Below are 16,737 nucleotides of genomic sequence, written 5' to 3' on the forward strand. Positions count from 1 at the left end.
GCCGAGCGGATCCGTCCGTCCGACCCCGAGCGCGTCTCCGACATCCGCGACGCGGCGCGGCTGGTCCGGCGCGTCGCCCGCGGCTTGCGCCGGGCCCGCTGGGCCCGGCGCACCGACAAGCCCCCGCAGCCCCGTCCGATCCGCTCGCCCGCGCGCACGGCGCTGCTCGACGTGGACGCGAGCGCCTGGGACACCGCCGCCGACACGTCCGGCGGCACCCCCAACTCGCTCTTCCTCGCCGTCGCCGCGGGCATCGCGCACCGCGCCGGACTCGACTGGCCGGTGCGGATCGCGGTGCCCGTCGACGGCCGCACCGCCGCACCCGGGCTCCCCGGCGCCGGCAACGGGGTGACGATGACGGAGGTGGTGGTCGACGCATCCGACACCCCGGCGTCGATCCGCCACCACGCCCGGGAGGCGTACACCCGAAGTCGGGAGGGGGCACCGCACGGCCTGCCGGACGAGGCGCTGCAACTGCTGCCCGACCGGCTCGCCGCGCGTCTCGCCGCCGGGGCCGGTGAGCGGGACCTGCTGTGCTCCAACATCGGACCGCTGCCCGCGGTGCTCGACGGCTTCGGGCCGCACCGCACCACCGGCGTCGCGACCCGCGCCGTCCATCCGGGTCTCGCGACCGCCCGGGCCGCGACGTCCACCCGGCTCGCCGCATACCTGTGCCGTCAGGGCGAGCGTTACACCCTGGCCCTCGTCGCACTCGACGACGAGTGCTTCCCCACCCGGGCCGCCCTGCGTGCCCACACCGACGCCGAGCTCGCCGCCCACGGCCTGCACGGCCGGCACTGGTAACCGCGGCACCTATGACCGGCCGTCACGTACAGTTCGAGCATGGCGGCCGAGACCCTTGTCACAGTTTTCGACGGCGCCCTGCGGGGCACCCGCATCGGCGACCTCCTCGCCTGGCGCGGAGTCCCCTACGCGGCCCCTCCGGTCGGCCCGCTGCGACTGCGCGCCCCGCAGCCGGTGCAACCCTGGACCGGCGAACGCGACGCCACGCATTTCGGTGCCGCGGCGAGCCAGCACCCACGGGGCCTGACCATCGGCTTCCGGAAGCAGCAGCCCGCGAGCGAGGACTGCCTGACGCTCAACGTGCTGGCACCCGCGACGCCCGCCGCGGCGCCCCGGCCGGTGATGGTGTTCATCCACGGCGGCGCCTACACGCTGGGCACCACGGCGCTGCCGCTCTACAGCGGGGAATCGCTGGTACGCCGCGGTGACCTGATCTACGTGTCGATCAACTACCGGCTCGGCAGCCTCGGCTACCTCGACTTCACCGAATTCTCCACGGCCGAAAGGCCGTTCGACTCCAATCCGGGGCTACGCGACCAGGTTGCCGCCCTGGCGTGGGTGCGCCGCAACATCGCCGCGTTCGGCGGCGACCCCGACAACGTCACGATCTTCGGCGAGTCCGCCGGCGGCAATGCCGTGACCACGTTGCTCGCCACCCCCGCAGCCGAGGGACTGTTCGCCCGGGCTGTCGCCCAGAGTTCGGCACCGAACCTCGTCGTCGATGCCGATCATGCGGCCGAGTGGGCGCGACGTTTCGTCGAACTGCTCGGCGCAGAACGGGATTCCGCGGCCGAGGCGCTCGGATCCGCCACGCCGGTCGAGTTCGGCCGCGCCGCGCGGCGGCTCAGCGGGCGCATCCTGCATGAGACTCCGGGCCTGCACGCGTTCGGCCCCGTCGTCGACGGCGACTACCTCCCCACCAGCCCCATCGAGGCCTACGAAAGCGGTGCCGCCCATCGGGTTCCGCTCATCATCGGCACCAACGCCCGGGAGGGGACGCTGTTCCCGCGGGTCCTCGACGCGCTGCCGACCAATCAACTCCGCATCGAGCAGATGTTCGGGCTCACCGATCCCACGGCCCAGGAACGCATCGTCGCGGCCTATCCCGGCTACCCGGACGCCCGGGCGGCCGTCGACCTCGGCGGCGACCTCACGTTCTGGCATCCCTCGATCGAGATCGCCCAGGCCCACGCCCGCCACGCCCCCACCTACAGCTACCGGTTCGACTACGCACCGCCGCTGCTGCGCTGGACCGGGTTCCACGCCACCCACGCCTTCGAACTGCTCGCCGTGTTCGGACAGGCCGACACCGCCCTGGGGCGGGTGGTCACGGCCGCCGGTGGCCGGCGCGCGCTGCGCGCGGTGAGCGACTCGGTGCAGCGTCAGTGGCTGCACTTCGCACAGGAGGGAGAACCGCTGCCGTCGTGGCCGCGCTACGACGAACGCGACCGCGCCACCGTCGTCTTCGACGACCCGACGCACGTGGAGTACGACCCGTGGCGGGAGCGGCGACTGGCCTGGGCCGGGTACCGCGGCTACCGCGGAGTGGCGCTGCCGCAGGTGTGAGCGCTCACTTGACCACGGTCAGCAGGAACACCACGTCCTCGAGCGCGGTGACGCTGTGCCGGACGGTGGGCAGCACCAGGTAGTCGCCGGTCGAGCCCTTCCAGGAATCGTCCCCGGCGATCAGGGACAGGCGTCCGCTGAGCACCTGCAGCGACCCTTCGCCGGGGCCGTCGTGCTCGGCGAGTTCGTGTCCGGCGAGCAGTGCGACCATCGTCTGCCGCAGATGCCTGGCGTGCCCGCCGAAGATGGTCTGCGAGCTGCGGCCGCTGCTCGATGCCGCCGCCAGCTTCAGTTGCTGTCGCGCCAGAGCCGTGAGGGAAAGCTTGTCCATGGCTGCCCTTCCTGGTCGGGGTACGCCCTCGCAGTATGGCCCACCGGACGCGCCACCGGTCAGGTTCGCGTGTACCGGACGAAGCGGAACCCGATTCCGTCGCCGGATTCCTGCCGCTCACCGACGTCCACGGCCGCCCACTCGGAACCGAGCGGCGGAGCGAAGGCGTCCGCTCCGGTTTCCAGGTCCACCTCCGTGACGAGCAGCTGCGTCGCATGCGGCATCGCCTGCGCGTAGATCTGTCCACCACCCATGACGCAGACGTCACCGTCACCGGCGAGCGCCAGGGCCTCCGGTACGCCGTGGGCCACCTCGGCGCCCGCATCCGACCAGGCCGGGTCTCGGGTGACGACGATGTTGCGCCGGCCCGGCAGCGGCCGGAAGCGCGGCGGCAGCGACTCCCACGTCAACCGGCCCATGATCACCGGCTTCCCCCGCGTCGCGGCCCGGAAGTGCGCCATGTCCTCGGGGATGTGCCACGGGATCGCACCGTCGCGGCCGATGCCACCGGCGCGGTCCTGCGCCCAGATCAGGACGACGTCCCCCGTCGCCGTCATACCGCGACCGGGGCCTTGATCGGCGGGTGGTGCCGGTAACCGGTGACCTGCACGTCCTCGTACTCGTACTCGAAGATCGACCCGCGCCGGTTCAGCTCCAGGGTGGGGTACGGGTAGGGCTCGCGGCCGAGCTGCTCGGCGACCTGCTCGACGTGGTTGTCGTAGATGTGGCAGTCCCCGCCCGTCCACACGAACTCACCCGGCTCGAGGTCGGTCTGCTGAGCGACCATGTGGGTGAGCAGCGCGTAGCTGGCGATGTTGAACGGCACGCCGAGGAACAGGTCGGCGCTGCGCTGGTACAGCTGGCAGCTGAGCTTGCCGTCGGCGACGTGGAACTGGAAGAACGCATGGCACGGCGCGAGCGCCATCTTGTCGATCTCGCCGACGTTCCATGCGGAGACCACGATGCGCCGCGAGTCGGGGTCGGTGCGGATGGTGTCGATCGCCTTGGTGATCTGGTCGATGTGGCCGCCGTCGGGGGCCGGCCAGGACCGCCACTGCACCCCGTAGACGGGACCGAGCTCCCCGTCGGCGTCGGCCCACTCGTCCCAGATGGTCACGCCGTGCTCCTGCAGCCACTTGACGTTCGAGTCGCCGCGCAGGAACCACAGCAGCTCGTACACGATCGACTTCAGGTGCACCTTCTTCGTGGTGATCAGCGGAAAGCCCTGCGCGAGGTCGAAACGCATCTGGTGCCCGAACAGGCTGCGCGTACCGGTGCCCGTCCGGTCCGCCTTCGGCGTGCCGGTCTCGAGCACCAGGCGGAGAAGATCTTCGTACGGAGTGGGCACGGCAGTCACCACGACAGGCTATCGCCCGGGGCACCACGACAGGCTATCGCCCGGGGCACCACGACAGGCTATCGCCCGGGGCACCACGACAGGCTATCGCCCGGGGCACCACGACAGGCTATCGCCCGTGCGTGGTTGTGGTAGTCGGGGCAGCCCGAAGCACGCACGAGCGCGATAGCCTGACTCCATGCCCGAGCTACCCGAGGTGGAAGCCCTGGCCGTGTTCCTGCGCGAGCACGCCGTCGGTGCCGTCGTCGGCCGGATCGACGTGGCGGCGCTCAGCGTCCTGCAGACCGCCGACCCGCCGGTCACCGCGCTGCAGGGCCGCGACGTCACCGGCGTCTCCCGCTTCGGGAAGTTCCTCGCGGTCGACTGCTCCGGACTGTGGCTCGTCGTGCACCTGTCGCGCGCCGGGTGGCTGCGCTGGCAGGACAACCCGTCGCCGGCCCCGCCGAAGCTGGGCCGCGGCCCGCTCGCGCTGCGGGTACATCTGTTCACCCCCGAGGCCGCCACCCCCGCCTTCGACCTCACCGAGGCCGGCACCCGCAAACGTCTGGCCGTGTGGCTCGTCGACCGCCCGCAGCAGGTGCCCGGCCTCGCCGGGCTCGGTCCCGACGCGCTGGCCGTCACCGCCGACGAGCTGGCCGCGCGACTGGCCGGCAGCACCGCCCGCCTGAAGACCGCCCTCACCGACCAGCAGGTGCTCGCCGGGATCGGCAACGCCTACTCCGACGAGATCCTGCACGTCGCACGGCTGTCGCCGTTCGCGCCGGCGGGCCGGCTCGGCGACGAGCAACGACAGGCGCTGTACGACGCGATGCGCACGGTGCTGCTCGACGCCGTCAGCCGTTCCGTAGGGCAGGACGCCGCACGGCTCAAAGGTGAGAAGCGGTCGGGGATGCGGGTCCACGCCCGCACCGGGCTGCCCTGCCCGGAGTGCGGCGACACCGTCCGCGAGGTCGCCTACGCCGAACGCTCCTTCCAGTACTGCCCCACGTGTCAGACCGGCGGAAGGATCCTCGCGGACCGGCGGCTGTCGCGACTGGTCAAGTGAACGGTGCCGTGCGGACCCGTGCCGATCCGAACGGACACCACGGCGGTAACGTGCGGCTGTGACGGTTCTCGACGGTCTCCGCAGGTGCACCCGCACGCTCGACCCCGGCTACTTCGCGCTCGTGATGGCGACCGGCATCGTGTCGATCGGCATGCAGCTGCACGGCCTGACGACGGTGTCGGCGGCGTTGCTACTGGTGTCCGTCGTCGCCTACGTCGTCCTGCTCGCGCTGACCGGGTGGCGGCTCGTGCGATTCCGCGGTGAGATCCGCACCGACCTCACCGACGCGAGCCGCGCATTCGGTTTCTTCACGTTCGTCGCGGGCAGCAACGTGCTGGGGATCCGCCTGACCATGGACGGATGGCACTCGACGGCCGCGGTCCTGCTCGCCGGGGCGGCCGCGACGTGGCTCGTGCTCGGCTACGTCATCCCGTGGACGGCAGTGCTCGGCACCCGCCGGCGCCCGGTGATCGCCAAAGCCAACGGCAGCTGGTTCGTGTGGGTGGTCGCAGCCCAGTCGGTCGCACTCGCCGCGGCAACCCTCGAGCCGATCTACGACGACCTCCGCCGGCCGCTGTCGCTGGTAGCCGTGTTCGCGTGGTCGGTGGGTCTGTTCCTCTACGCCGCGGCGGGCGTGTTCGTCGCGGCACGGATGATGCAGTATCCGCTCCGGCCGGTGGACCTCACACCGTCGTACTGGGTGTCGATGGGCGCTGCAGCGATCACCGTGGTGGCCGGCTCACGCATCGTGGCCATGGAGTCGGCCCCGATGGTCGACGCCACCCGCGGACTCGTCGCCGGGCTGGTGGTGGTGTTCTGGGCGTTCGCGACGTGGCTGCTGCCCGCCCTCGTCGCCGCCGGGTGGTGGCGGCACCGCACCCACCGCATCCGGCTGCGCTACGAGCCGGGCCTGTGGTCGATCGTGTTCCCGCTCGGGATGTACGGCGTCGCCGGCGTCTACCTCGCCGAGGCCGACGAGCTGCCGTGGGTCGGGGTCGTCGGCAGGACGGAACTGTGGGTGGCCGTGACGGTGTGGGCGGCGGTGTTCGCGGCGATGCTCGTGCACCTGTGGCGCACGGTGCTGCGTCCGCGTCCGGCTACCGTGGGCCGGTGACCACCGAGGCCTTCGACGACGATCCGGTGCACGGCGTGCTGCATCGCCCCGGCAGCGTTCCACGCGGTGCGGTGGCCCTGACCCACGGGGCGGGTGGAAACTGCGACGCGGCGATCCTGCGGCAGCTGTGCGGCGCCTTCGCCGAGGCGGGGTTCCTCGCGTTGCGCTTCGACCTGCCGTTCCGGCGCCGACATTCGAAGGGCCCGCCGCAGCCGTCGCGGGCCGCGGAGGACCGGGCCGGGATCGCGGCGGCGGCCGCGGCGATGCGGGCCTGCGCCTCCGGTCCACTCGTGCTCGGCGGCGTCTCGTACGGCGGCCGGCAGACGTCGATGCTCGCGGCCGAGCAGCCCGGCGTCGCGGACGCGCTCGTCCTGCTGTCCTATCCGCTGCACCCGCCGGGCAAGCCCGAGAAGGCGCGCACCGAACACCTGCCCGCGCTCGCCGTGCCGACGGTGTTCACCCACGGTGACCGCGACCCGTTCGGCACCCTGGACGAGATGCGCGACGCGCTGCCGCTGATACCGGCGCCCGTCGCGCTGGTCCCGGTGACGGGCGCAGCCCACGATCTCGGCAAGGCGCGGACCGATCCGGCACCGTCGATCGTGCACGCCGTGTCCGGACTCCTCTCGGACACCTCGTCCCGGGCGTAGCCCCCACGGCCGCGCGCAACGCGTCGGCGGCCGGGTCTCGGGTGGATCCTCGACGACGGCGGTCTCTCGTATCCATCACGAGCCGCTGCAGCCGGGCAGTCGGTTCGGTCCTCCGAACCTCGGACGGGATGCAGAAGCCGGGCGCTAGAGTCGATCACGTCGGACGTGGGGAGCAGGGGAGGTGGGCGGTGCCTACGTCTCGGTTGCAGACCGGCATGAGGACCCTGCCCATCATCCTGGCCCTGTCCCTCGCCTTCACGATCACGGTCGTCGACCCGCTGGTGCTGAGCCTGAATCTGCCGCAGGTGAGCCGGGCCCTCGAGGTGCCACCGCAGTTCGTCGGATTGCTGGGCGGCATGGCGACGCTGGTGATGGCCGCAGCCGTCCTCGCCGCGGGCAATCTCGGCGACGCGTTCGGGCTTCGACGCTTGCTGATGTCGGGACTGGTCGTCGTCACGGTCGCCAACCTGCTCTCGATGCTCTCCCCCAGCTACGTCTTTCTGCTTGCGATGCGGGTCTTGGACGGATTGGGAATGACGGCGCTGCTCGGCGTGCCGCTGGCCCTGCTCAAGGCGTCCGTGACGGAAAAGCAGCGGCCGACGGCCATCGGCGTTTTCGTGGCCGTCGAGATGGTTCTCTGTGGGGTGCTCCCAGCGTTGGCGGGCTGGGCGGTGGCGGCCGTCGGCTGGCGAGTCGTGTTCCTGGTCGCACCGCTGCTCGCCGTGATCTCGTTTCTGCTGACGGCGAGGTACGTGCCGGAGACACCCGTGCAGCATCGCGCTCGGCTGGACGTGGCAGGCGTCGCCCTGGTCGGTACGGCGCTCCTGGCACTCGTCATCGGACTGGCCGCCGTGCAGAACGGCATGTTCCGGCCCGAGACATGGCTGCCGCTGGCTGTCAGCGTGGTCTCAGCCGTGCTTTTCGTTCGCCACGAACGCCGCACCCCCGAACCGGCACTGGACCTGGCTCTGTTCGGAAGCCGACCCTTCAGCGTGGCTCTGGCGGCGGCATTCACGTTGAATTTCCTCATGGCCGGGCTCGGCATCGTCCTGGGGCAGTTCGGCAGTGTGGTGCTCGCGCTCTCCCCGGAGACCATCGGCCTGTTGTTCCTCCCCGGCACGCTGCTGATCGCCGGTTTCGTGGTCTTGTCCGGGAACCTGGTGGGGAAGTTCTCGCCGAGACCGGTGATGGTCGTCGGCCTCCTGTTCATGGCAGCCGCCGGACTGCTGATGGCGGGCACAGTCGGCCCGACGATGGCATTGTGGTTGCTCGTCTCGGCCGTGTGGCTGTACAACCTCGGCTCGATGGTGACCTCCACATCGGTGTCCGAGACGGTGCTCTCCCAGGCGCCGAGCGGGCAGTCCGGAACGGTGGCTTCCGTGCAGTTGGCTTTCGGGATGACCGGCTATGCGTTCGGGCCCACCGTGTACCTGCTGCTCCTCGACGTGTTCTTCCAGCGCGAATGGCTGGCCGACGCCGAGGCACGCGGGCTGACGGCGACCCAGGGCGAGCAGGCCGTGGACGCCGCGCGCAGCGCGGTGGCGCAGAGCCTCGGTGGCGCCGGGTACGACCCGAACCTGCTGCGGCAGGTGGGCGGTCTCGATCTCGGAGCGGACTTGGCCGACGCGGTACGACTCACCATGCTGACTGTCAGCGTCCTGCCCGTCGCTGTGGCGGTGGCGGCCTTCGTGCTCATGTCCCGCCGCAGGAAGCCGACGGTGCGAAAGTGACTACCAGCACGTCCCTACGGGCCGGCTTACCGCGGTCGACGGGTCGGATCGGCGACACACCGTGCCAGGTGCAACGGTCGTCGCCCAGGAGGAAGGTGCCGGGTTCGCGCAGGGTCGTCGTCACGAGTCGATCGCCCTGCGGGCCGAACACCGAACTTTCGCCCCCGACGGCATTGTCGACGCCGATCAACAGGGAACCGACCAGCGTGACACCGTCGCGGTGCACGCCCTCGGGCGTGGGCCGGCCCTCGTTGTCTGCCGATGCGACCACGCGGAACGGATGCACCCAGACCGTCCATACGGAAGCGTCGTCGAGGACCGGCACGATCCGGCCCACCAGCTTCACCGTGCGCTCGAACAGCGGATCTGCGAGGAACACGGCCGTCAGCGGTTCGAACTGGCGGTCTCGTCCGAGGTAGAGAACGTTGGACTCGTCAGGCTGTGCGAATTCCCGGTGCGCCGTCGGCTCCAGTGCGCCGTCGGCCGCCCGGTACCGGAACCGACCGTAGCGCCGCAGCCGGTGCACGCCCTGTTCTGCCGCGTACGGGTCGGGCTCGAGCTCCTCCCAATGCGCGGAGAACCGAACCCAGGTCTCGGCGTCGGCACCGATGGATCGCCACAGGTCTGTCGCCGGCATCAGGAACGTACCCACGGAAGCGAGCGCTCGCCGTGCGGCGTCGACCGGGTCCGCGCCGGCGTCCGTACCCCCACGACATCCTCCCTCACCTACTCAGAGTCGGCCAGGACGCTCCACTGGCGCAACCTTCGCCGGTACAGACGACGCAGCCGCCCTCCGGAAAGGCACCGAACGACATCCATGGGGTCGAAGAGCGAACGCCACCGTCGGCACGGCGAGTGACCCCACGAAGCGACCTCCGCCCATCCGACAGGATCCCGGTCAGGGAGCCTGCCGGTCCCGGCGCAACCGATCGAGATCGTCCTGCACCCGCGCGCTCACCGTCACGGGATACGGCGACCCCGCCTCGTCGAGGGAACGAAGCGCCGCCGGAAGAGCGTCGATCTGCTGCCGTGCACGGCGTCGCGCCTCGTCGAGTCCGGCGTCGTACTGCGCCAGCCGCCGGCCGCTGCGCATCACGGGCACCAGCAACGGCTCACCCGGGAGGTCCTCGTCCGGCCGGCCGATGGTGTCGCCGGCGAACACGCCGCCGTCGGTCCGCCGGTACACCTGCTTGCGCCCGGGATGGAGCACTTTGCCGCTCGACAGCTTCGTACGTCCGACGCCGGCGTATTCGACCAGCTTGTACGCCATGTCGAGGGTCGGCGCGTCCTGGGCGATCGACAGCTGGGTGCCCACACCGAAGCCGTCTACGGGGCAACCGGCGTCCAGCAGTGCTGCGATGCTGTACTCGTCGAGGCCCGACGAGGCGAAGATCCGGACGTCGGGCAGCCCGGCCGCATCGAGCCGGGCGCGCGCGGCCTTCGACAGGGCACCCAGGTCACCGGAATCCAGCCGGATCGCGCGCACGTCGAACCGCTCCCCCAGCCGACCGGCCAGGTCGACGACGAGGTCCACACCGCGCAGGGTGTCGTAGGTGTCGACCAGCAGCGTCGTACCCGGATAGAGCCGGGCGAACGCCTCGAAGGCCTCGGCCTCGTCGTCGAAGGCCTGGACGAAGCTGTGCGCCATCGTGCCGAACGCCGGAATGCCGTACTCCCTGGCGGCGAGCAGATTCGACGTACCGGCGGCTCCCGCGAGGTATCCGGTGCGGGCGACGTGCAGCGCGGCGTCGGTGCCGTGCGCCCGGCGTGCGCCGAAGTCCACCACCAGGCGGCCCCGCGCGGCCTCGACGACGCGCGCGGCCTTGCTGGCGAGGACGCTCTGCAGGTGGATGCGGTTCAGCACGAACGTCTCGACGAGCTGCGCCTCAAGGATCGGTGCGACGACCTGCACGATCGGTTCGTTCGGGAAGACGACCGTGCCCTCCGGCACCGCCCACACGTCGCCGGTGAAGCGCACCGCGGCGAGCTGTCCGAGGAACTCGTCGGAGAACAATCCGAGTCCGCGCAGGTACCGCAGGTCGTCCTCCTCGAACCGGAACGCCTCCAGGAAGTCGAGCACATCGGGCAGGCCGGCGGCCACCACGTACGACCTTCCGGCCGGCAGCTTGCGGAAGAACGTCTCGAACACGGCCGTCTCCGACATGCCCCGGACCGCGTAGGCCTGGGCCATCGTGACCTCGTACAGGTCGGTGAACAGTGCGGCGCCCGGGAATCGCACGACGGCCGTCACCCGAGCCCGGCACGGGCGGGTGTGTTCTCCATACCCGAAATTCTCACACGCCGACGAGGCGCCGGCGGCAGGTTGCACCCGGTGCACGGGAAGGGACCGTCTTCGTCTGCACCTATGCTGACGGTGTGAGCACTACCGGTGACGCTACGAGCGACGGCACCGCCGTCGGTGACTCCAACGACGGCACCGCCGACATCGACGGACTGCTCGCCGAGATCCGGGACCGGCTGACCGACACCGTCACCACCCGCGCGAGCCTGCAGAGCCTGCTCGAGGCGGTGCTCGTCGTCGGGTCGGGCCTCGAACTCGACTCGATGCTCCAGCGCATCGTCTCCGCGGCCGTGACGCTGCTCGACGCCCGCTACGGCGCGCTGGGCGTGCGGGCTCCCGACGGCGGACTCTCGGAGTTCGTCTACGTGGGGATCACCCCCGAGGCGCGCGGTCGCATGGGCCATCTCCCGGAGGGCCGCGGCCTGCTCGGTCTGCTCATCAACGACCCGAGGCCGGTGCGTATCGCGGACCTGTCCCGGCATCCCGCATCGATCGGATTCCCTCCGGGGCATCCACCGATGAAGAGTTTCCTCGGCACTCCGATCATGGTGCGCGGCAAAGTGTTCGGCAGCATCTACCTCACCGAGAAGGTCGGTTCCCCGGCGTTCACCGAAGAGGACGAGGTGATCTTGAAGGTGCTCGCGACCTCCGCGGGCGTCGCGATCGACAACGCGCGCCTGTTCGAGGGGTCCGTCACCCGCGAACGCTGGCTCGAGGCGATGGCGGCGATCAACTCCCGGCTGCTGGTGGGCGGTTCGGTCGACGAGACTCTGGAACTGCTGGTCGACCGCGTGCGCGACCTCGCCCATACCGAAGGCAGCTACGTCGTGCTCGTCGACGGCGCCCAGGGCACGGTCCGGGCCGGCGCCGCACCCGGGCCGCCGTCGGCCGGCGCCCGTCTCGACCTCACCGATTCGCCTGTGCTCGAGGCGATCCGGACGCGCCGCACCCTGCTCACCGACAGTCTCGAGGGCGTTCCGGGCGCGTCGGGCGCCGAAGTCCGCGCCGTCATCCTGCCCTTGTCCGCCACCTCCGGTGCGAGCGGCGCCCTGATCGTGACCCGCGCGGCCCGATCCGACGCGTGGGACGACGAGGACGTCGTCCGGCTCGAATCCATGGCCGATCTCGTCACCGTCGCACTGGAGTTCGCCACGCAGCAACGCAAGAAGCGGTTGCTGGACGTGCTCGCGGACCGCGACCGTATCGCGCAGGATCTGCACGACAACGTGATCCAGCGGTTGTTCGCCACTGGAATGAGTCTGCAGAGCACGCTGGTGCCCGGCACCGACCCCGACCGGGTCACGAATATCGTCCAGCACGCCGTCGAGCAACTCGACCGCACCGTCCGCGAGATCCGCACCACCATCTTCGATCTGCACACCACCGGCGCCGCGGCGTCGACCAGCCTGCGGCGGCGGTTACTGGACGTGGTCGGCGACCTGACCGCCCAGTCGCCGGTGGCGCCGAACGTCCAGTTCTCCGGGCCGATAGACACTCTGGTTCCCGCCCGCATCCATCCGCACGCCGAAGCGGTGCTGCGGGAAGGACTCAGCAACGCGTTGCGTCACTCGCAGTCGGAGAAGATCTCCGTATCCGTCACAGCGGGAGACGAATTCACGATCGAGATCGTCGACGACGGAATCGGGCTGCCGGACGCCCCGCGCCGCAGCGGCCTCGCCAACCTCGACCGGCGTGCCCAGCAGTGCGGCGGGTGCTGCAGCATCGGCCCCGGCGCGACGGGCGGCACGCGCGTGGTGTGGCAGGCGCCGCTCTGACCTCTGCGTCAGACCTCGCGCTGCTTGCGCAACTCGGTGGCGAGCACCGCGGCCTGCGTGCGGCGCTGCATCCCGAGCTTCGCCAGCAGCCGCGAGACGTAGTTCTTGATCGTCTTCTCCGCCAGGAACAACCGCTCGGCGATTTCACGATTGGTCAGGCCTTCGCCGATCAGCTCGAACACCGCCCGTTCCTGGTCGGACAGTTCGGCGAGGGGATCCGCCGTGCGGGACGCGCGGATGCGTTCCATGAGCGCGGCCGTCGCCCGGCTGTCGAGCAGCGAGCCGCCGGCCGCGACGGTCCGGATCGCCGACACCAGGTCGGTACCGAGGATCTGCTTGAGCACGAACCCGGACGCGCCCGCCATGATCGCGTCGAACAGGGCCTCGTCGTCGGCGTAGGAGGTGAGCATGAGAGCGCGCAGCTCCGGCATGCGGGCCCGCAGCTTACGGCACAGTTCCACGCCGTTGCCGTCGGGCAGGCGCACGTCGAGGACCGCGACTTCGGCACCGCTGCCCGGGATGCGGGCCAGCGCCTCGCCGACCGACGCGGCCTCCCCGACGACCGTGAAGTCGGGCACACTGTCGAGCAGGTCGACCAACCCGCGCCGCACGATCTCGTGGTCGTCGACGAGAAATACCCGAGGCATCGTCCCTCACCTTTCCTGGCACCGGTGTTGCGGTGACCATGCTCGCACACCGCCTGCCCCGGGCCGTTCGACGGCAGTTTCGGGACCTTCGGCACATGCGCCCGGCGCAGCCCGCGGGCGATGCTCGGAACGTCGTCCCGATGAGCCGTGCGGGACGACCGACCAGGACGAGGAGGCTGCGATGTCCACGGTGCCCGACACCTGGTCCACGAGCGACACCGAGGTCATCGCGCGTGCCGTGATCGCGGCCCCCTCGATTCACGACACCCAGCCGTGGAATCTGCGACTCCCGGCGCGCACCGCCGAACTGGAGGAGCGGGCCGAGTTCGCAGCGCCCGGTTCGGACCCGCTGCGTCCGGACCGCCTCATCTCGTGCGGGGCCGCCGTCGCCAATCTCGAACTCGGCATCCGCGCGCTCGGCTGGAGCACCCGGACCCTGTTGCTACCGGAGCCGCAGCGGCCCGAGCTGATCGCGCGGATCGAGGCGGCGGCACCGGCCACGCCGTCGAGCACCGATCTGGGGTACTTCGCCGCGATCTCGCACCGGCGCAGCCACCGCGAGTCGTTCGCCCGGATCCCGGTGCCGGCCACCACCGTCGCCGACGTGATGACCGCCGCAGACATCCCTGGCGTCCGCGTCCGCCTGCTGGCATCGGACGAGGCGCCGGCCCTCGCCGACATGCTCACGTATTCGGCCGAGGCGATGCGCCGCAACCCGCACTACCAGCGCGAGATGTTCCGGTGGACGTCGCACTGGCATCCGGAGGGCAACGCCGAGGTGGTGACCGACTGGGGCGCCGATCTGGACGCCGGCGGAGCGGCCGGGCGGGCACTGATCACCACCGGCGTGCCGGACACCGCCGAGCTCGCGGCGGCCATCGACCGGGAGACCGTGCTCGTCTTCTCGGTGCAGTCCGCCGATCCGATCGACCTGGTGCGGGTGGGCATCGCATCCGAGCGGGCGTGGCTGGCGGCGGTCGATGCCCGGCTGTCCGCCTCCGTGCTCACCTATCCACTGCGCGTCGAGGACTCGGCGGCCAGGCTCGCCGAACGGATGGATCTCGACGGTCTTCCGCAACTGATCATGCGGATCGGGTTCTGATCAGACCGAACCGGGCGCCGCAGGGGGGCGCCGCGACCCACCAGAGAGGGAAAACATCATTGTGACAAGGGAACTCACGGACCTGCAGCTGCTCCGAGAGCTCGAGCCGATCGCCGAGGACAACGTCCACCGCCACCTGGCGACGGCGAAGGACTGGCATCCGCACGACTACGTTCCGTGGGACGAGGGCCGCAACTTCGCCGCCCTCGGCGGCACCGACTGGGATCCCACCCAGTCCGCGTTGTCCGACACCGCGCAGGCAGCGATGATCACCAACCTGCTCACCGAGGACAACCTGCCCTCCTACCACCGCGAGATCGCCGAGCACTTCAGCCTCGACGGGGCGTGGGGCACGTGGGTGGGGCGCTGGACGGCCGAGGAGAACAAGCACTCCGTCGTCATGCGGGACTACCTCGTGGTCACCCGGGGGGTGGACCCCGTCGCACTCGAGAACGCGCGCATGGCGCACATGACCACCGGGTTCGACCCGGGTTCGACATCGATGCTCGAGTCCGTGTCGTACGTGACCTTCCAGGAACTGGCGACCCGGGTCTCGCATCGCAACACCGGCAAGGCGTGCGGCGACCCGATCGCGGACCGCATGCTCGCCCGCGTCGCCGCGGACGAGAACCTGCACATGATGTTCTACCGCAACATCGTCGACGGCGCCCTCGACATGGCCCCCGACCAGACGCTGGACGCGATCATGAGCGTGCTGACCCGATTCCGGATGCCCGGTGCGTCGATGGCCAACTTCCGGCGCAACGCCGTCCTGATCGCCAAGGGCGGCATCTACGACCTGCGCCAGCACCTCGACGACGTGGTGCTCCCGGTGCTCCGCAAGTGGCGGGTGTTCGAGCGCACCGACTTCGGCGGCCGCGGCGAGCAGCTGCGCGAGGACCTCGACGTCTTCCTCGCCGATCTGCGGACGAAGGCCGAGCGGTTCGAGGAGGCCCGGGACCGCGCGCTCGCGCGCCAGGCCCGGCGGGGCGAACACGCAGGGGCGAGCGCATGACCAGCGTGCGCGAGCCCGGGACCGGAAACCCCCTGGCCGGAACCACGGACAGCAAGCTCTTCGGCTCGGTTCTGGACATGGCGCGCGCTGCGAAACGCGGCGACGTGTCCGGTTGGCTGACAGCCAAGAGCAGCACCCACCGCCCGGAGGACGTCGCCTACCTGAGCTCGGTGCTGCTGGGGGTCCTCATCGAGAACGACGCGGTCCGTCGCGGCATCCATCCGGCCGACGTCTGGCGCGAACTGCGTGAGCGTGGCCTCGACGACTTCGGCTGACTCGCGGTCCGGGTACGTTCCCGGCGGTCGCGCGCTGCGGTGCTTCCCGCGCGCGTGAGAACGCGCGCGGGAAGCACCCTGCCGCGCAACCACATGCGGCGCAGCCGGAACGGGAAGGCTACTTCTCGCCGTCGGGCCGGACGATCAGCACGGGGCAGTCGGCGGTCTGCATCAGCGCGTTGCTGGTCGACCCGAGCAGCAGGCCCTTGAAACCACCACGACCTCGGGAGCCGACGACGATCAGCTGGGCGCGTTCGGCGTACTCGCTCAGCACCCGCACCGGCCGGTCCCGCGCGACGACGCGTTCGACGACGACGTCCGGGTAGCGCTCCTGGAACCCGGCGAGGTTCTCGGCGAGCACGACCTCCTCGCCCGTCTGGATCCGGCTCCACTGCGGATCCTCGGGCACCGCGCCCAGGGAGGGCTGCACGCTCACGTCGCTCCACACGTTCACCGCGACGAGCGTGGCCTTGCGGGCGGACGCCTCGGCGAACGCCACCTCGACGGCGCGCACCGACGCCTCGGAACCGTCGACACCCACCACGACCGGGCCGTCGGAGGGCGGCGCCCCGTCGAGGGTGCGGCCGCGCACGATCGCGACCGGGCAGTGGGCGTGCGAGGCGAGACCGAGGGTGACGGAGCCGACGAGCAGCCCCTTGACCTCGCCGAGTCCGCGGGAGCCGAGCACGATGGTGTCGGCACGGTGTGAAACCTCGACGAGGGTGGGGACGATCTTGCCCTCGATCTGCTCGGTGGTGATCTCGACCGGGCCCTGCTCGTCGGCGATGCGCTTGGCGAGCACCTCGGCGCTGTCGAGCCGGGCCCGCGCCGTCTCCTTCATCTCCTCGTGGAAGCTCTCCGCGAGGTAGGGCTCGGAGTAGTAGAACGCGGGGATGTGCACGACGGTGACGATGCGCAGCGGCAACGCACGGGCCGCGGCGGCGCGGGTCGCCCAGATCACCGCGGTGGCGGCCGCGTCGGATCCGTCGACCGCGACGACGATCGGTTGGGTATCGGTCATAGG

16 protein-coding genes and 1 pseudogene are annotated in these 16,737 nt (G+C 70.8%); 10 read left to right on the forward strand and 7 right to left on the reverse strand.

Going from position 1 to position 16,737, the window contains the following annotated elements; genetic code table 11:
• Together QYS60_RS07725 and QYS60_RS07730 are read left to right on the forward strand one after the other, a co-directional pair.
• Positions 1-804 (forward strand): annotated as a pseudogene (locus QYS60_RS07725) (hypothetical protein); the annotation flags it as partial.
• A gap of 39 nt (positions 805-843) precedes the next feature.
• Positions 844-2,370: a carboxylesterase/lipase family protein gene (locus tag QYS60_RS07730; protein ID WP_371382845.1), complete on the forward strand. Its 1,527-nt coding sequence runs from the start codon at positions 844-846 to the stop codon at positions 2,368-2,370.
• 4 nt (positions 2,371-2,374) lie between these two features.
• Here the strand turns inward: QYS60_RS07730 and QYS60_RS07735 are convergent, their stop codons facing one another.
• Genes QYS60_RS07735 through QYS60_RS07745 form a run of 3 tightly spaced genes read right to left on the reverse strand, consistent with a single transcriptional unit; the run spans position 2,375 to position 4,049 of the window.
• Positions 2,375-2,701 carry a cupin domain-containing protein gene (locus tag QYS60_RS07735; RefSeq protein WP_010593051.1) on the reverse strand — a complete coding sequence of 109 codons (327 nt, stop codon included), beginning with the start codon at positions 2,699-2,701 and terminating at the stop codon, positions 2,375-2,377.
• Between the two features lie 59 nt (positions 2,702-2,760).
• Positions 2,761-3,258: a dihydrofolate reductase gene (locus QYS60_RS07740; RefSeq protein ID WP_371382846.1), complete on the reverse strand. Its 498-nt coding sequence runs from the start codon at positions 3,256-3,258 to the stop codon at positions 2,761-2,763.
• Positions 3,255-4,049 carry a thymidylate synthase gene (locus QYS60_RS07745; RefSeq protein ID WP_040783202.1) on the reverse strand — a complete coding sequence of 265 codons (795 nt, stop codon included), beginning with the start codon at positions 4,047-4,049 and terminating at the stop codon, positions 3,255-3,257. The genes QYS60_RS07740 and QYS60_RS07745 overlap by 4 nt, the downstream gene beginning before the upstream one ends.
• A 187-nt stretch (positions 4,050-4,236) precedes the next feature.
• Here QYS60_RS07745 and QYS60_RS07750 point away from each other — a divergent pair, with 187 nt between their 5' ends.
• The 4 genes from QYS60_RS07750 to QYS60_RS07765 all read left to right on the forward strand — a co-directional run bounded on the left by QYS60_RS07750 (position 4,237) and on the right by QYS60_RS07765 (position 8,597).
• Complete coding sequence (locus QYS60_RS07750; RefSeq protein WP_371382847.1) at positions 4,237-5,103, forward strand: Fpg/Nei family DNA glycosylase; 867 nt, start codon at positions 4,237-4,239, stop codon at positions 5,101-5,103.
• Positions 5,104-5,161: 58 nt separating this feature from the next.
• A complete protein-coding gene (locus QYS60_RS07755) occupies positions 5,162-6,217 on the forward strand; it encodes a tellurite resistance/C4-dicarboxylate transporter family protein (RefSeq protein WP_289380949.1) in 1,056 nt (351 codons plus the stop codon).
• On the forward strand, positions 6,172-6,867 hold the full coding sequence (locus QYS60_RS07760) for an alpha/beta family hydrolase (RefSeq protein WP_371382848.1): 696 nt from the start codon (positions 6,172-6,174) through the stop codon (positions 6,865-6,867). The genes QYS60_RS07755 and QYS60_RS07760 overlap by 46 nt, the downstream gene beginning before the upstream one ends.
• A gap of 203 nt (positions 6,868-7,070) precedes the next feature.
• A complete protein-coding gene (locus QYS60_RS07765; protein ID WP_371382893.1) occupies positions 7,071-8,597 on the forward strand; it encodes an MFS transporter in 1,527 nt (508 codons plus the stop codon).
• Here the strand turns inward: QYS60_RS07765 and QYS60_RS07770 are convergent.
• Together QYS60_RS07770 and QYS60_RS07775 are read right to left on the reverse strand one after the other, a co-directional pair.
• A complete protein-coding gene (locus QYS60_RS07770; RefSeq protein WP_371382849.1) occupies positions 8,560-9,234 on the reverse strand; it encodes a 2OG-Fe dioxygenase family protein in 675 nt (224 codons plus the stop codon). The two genes, QYS60_RS07765 and QYS60_RS07770, sit on opposite strands and share 38 nt — an antisense overlap.
• Before the next feature lie 261 nt (positions 9,235-9,495).
• Complete coding sequence (locus QYS60_RS07775) at positions 9,496-10,836, reverse strand: nicotinate phosphoribosyltransferase (protein ID WP_289380944.1); 1,341 nt, start codon at positions 10,834-10,836, stop codon at positions 9,496-9,498.
• A 206-nt stretch (positions 10,837-11,042) separates the two neighbouring features.
• Here QYS60_RS07775 and QYS60_RS07780 point away from each other — a divergent pair, with 206 nt between their 5' ends.
• Positions 11,043-12,674, forward strand: coding sequence for a GAF domain-containing protein (locus tag QYS60_RS07780; RefSeq protein WP_289380961.1), 1,632 nt, complete (start codon positions 11,043-11,045; stop codon positions 12,672-12,674).
• Between the two features lie 8 nt (positions 12,675-12,682).
• Here QYS60_RS07780 and QYS60_RS07785 read toward each other — a convergent pair whose 3' ends face one another.
• A complete protein-coding gene (locus tag QYS60_RS07785) occupies positions 12,683-13,321 on the reverse strand; it encodes a response regulator transcription factor (protein ID WP_289380942.1) in 639 nt (212 codons plus the stop codon).
• Positions 13,322-13,502: 181 nt separating this feature from the next.
• Here QYS60_RS07785 and QYS60_RS07790 point away from each other — a divergent pair, with 181 nt between their 5' ends.
• The 3 genes from QYS60_RS07790 to QYS60_RS07800 all read left to right on the forward strand — a co-directional run bounded on the left by QYS60_RS07790 (position 13,503) and on the right by QYS60_RS07800 (position 15,713).
• Complete coding sequence (locus tag QYS60_RS07790; RefSeq protein ID WP_289380939.1) at positions 13,503-14,423, forward strand: hypothetical protein; 921 nt, start codon at positions 13,503-13,505, stop codon at positions 14,421-14,423.
• 61 nt (positions 14,424-14,484) lie between these two features.
• A complete protein-coding gene (locus tag QYS60_RS07795) occupies positions 14,485-15,438 on the forward strand; it encodes an acyl-ACP desaturase (protein ID WP_289380937.1) in 954 nt (317 codons plus the stop codon).
• Entirely contained in the window at positions 15,435-15,713 is a 279-nt protein-coding gene (locus QYS60_RS07800) for a hypothetical protein (RefSeq protein WP_054373056.1), read from the forward strand. The genes QYS60_RS07795 and QYS60_RS07800 overlap by 4 nt, the downstream gene beginning before the upstream one ends.
• 118 nt (positions 15,714-15,831) lie before the next feature.
• On the opposite strand, the gene QYS60_RS07805 is transcribed toward QYS60_RS07800, so the two are convergent.
• Entirely contained in the window at positions 15,832-16,734 is a 903-nt protein-coding gene (locus QYS60_RS07805; protein WP_054373055.1) for a universal stress protein, read from the reverse strand.
• Between the last annotated feature and the right edge of the window lie 3 nt (positions 16,735-16,737).

This window comes from Rhodococcus sp. GXMU-t2271 (assembly GCF_041414735.1).
In the GTDB taxonomy this organism is placed as follows: Bacteria; Actinomycetota; Actinomycetes; order Mycobacteriales; family Mycobacteriaceae; genus Rhodococcus; species Rhodococcus indonesiensis.

Excerpts from the sequence above, each read along its gene's own strand:
- QYS60_RS07730 (WP_371382845.1), top strand. The coding sequence starts at position 844 with ATGGCGGCCGAGACCCTTGTCACAGTTTTCGACGGCGCCCTGCGGGGC.
- QYS60_RS07735 (WP_010593051.1), bottom strand. The coding sequence starts at position 2,701 with ATGGACAAGCTTTCCCTCACGGCTCTGGCGCGACAGCAACTGAAGCTG.
- QYS60_RS07740 (WP_371382846.1), bottom strand. The coding sequence starts at position 3,258 with ATGACGGCGACGGGGGACGTCGTCCTGATCTGGGCGCAGGACCGCGCC.
- QYS60_RS07750 (WP_371382847.1), top strand. The coding sequence starts at position 4,237 with ATGCCCGAGCTACCCGAGGTGGAAGCCCTGGCCGTGTTCCTGCGCGAG.
- QYS60_RS07770 (WP_371382849.1), bottom strand. The coding sequence starts at position 9,234 with ATGCCGGCGACAGACCTGTGGCGATCCATCGGTGCCGACGCCGAGACC.
- QYS60_RS07785 (WP_289380942.1), bottom strand. The coding sequence starts at position 13,321 with ATGCCTCGGGTATTTCTCGTCGACGACCACGAGATCGTGCGGCGCGGG.
- QYS60_RS07790 (WP_289380939.1), top strand. The coding sequence starts at position 13,503 with ATGTCCACGGTGCCCGACACCTGGTCCACGAGCGACACCGAGGTCATC.
- QYS60_RS07800 (WP_054373056.1), top strand. The coding sequence starts at position 15,435 with ATGACCAGCGTGCGCGAGCCCGGGACCGGAAACCCCCTGGCCGGAACC.
- QYS60_RS07805 (WP_054373055.1), bottom strand. The coding sequence starts at position 16,734 with ATGACCGATACCCAACCGATCGTCGTCGCGGTCGACGGATCCGACGCG.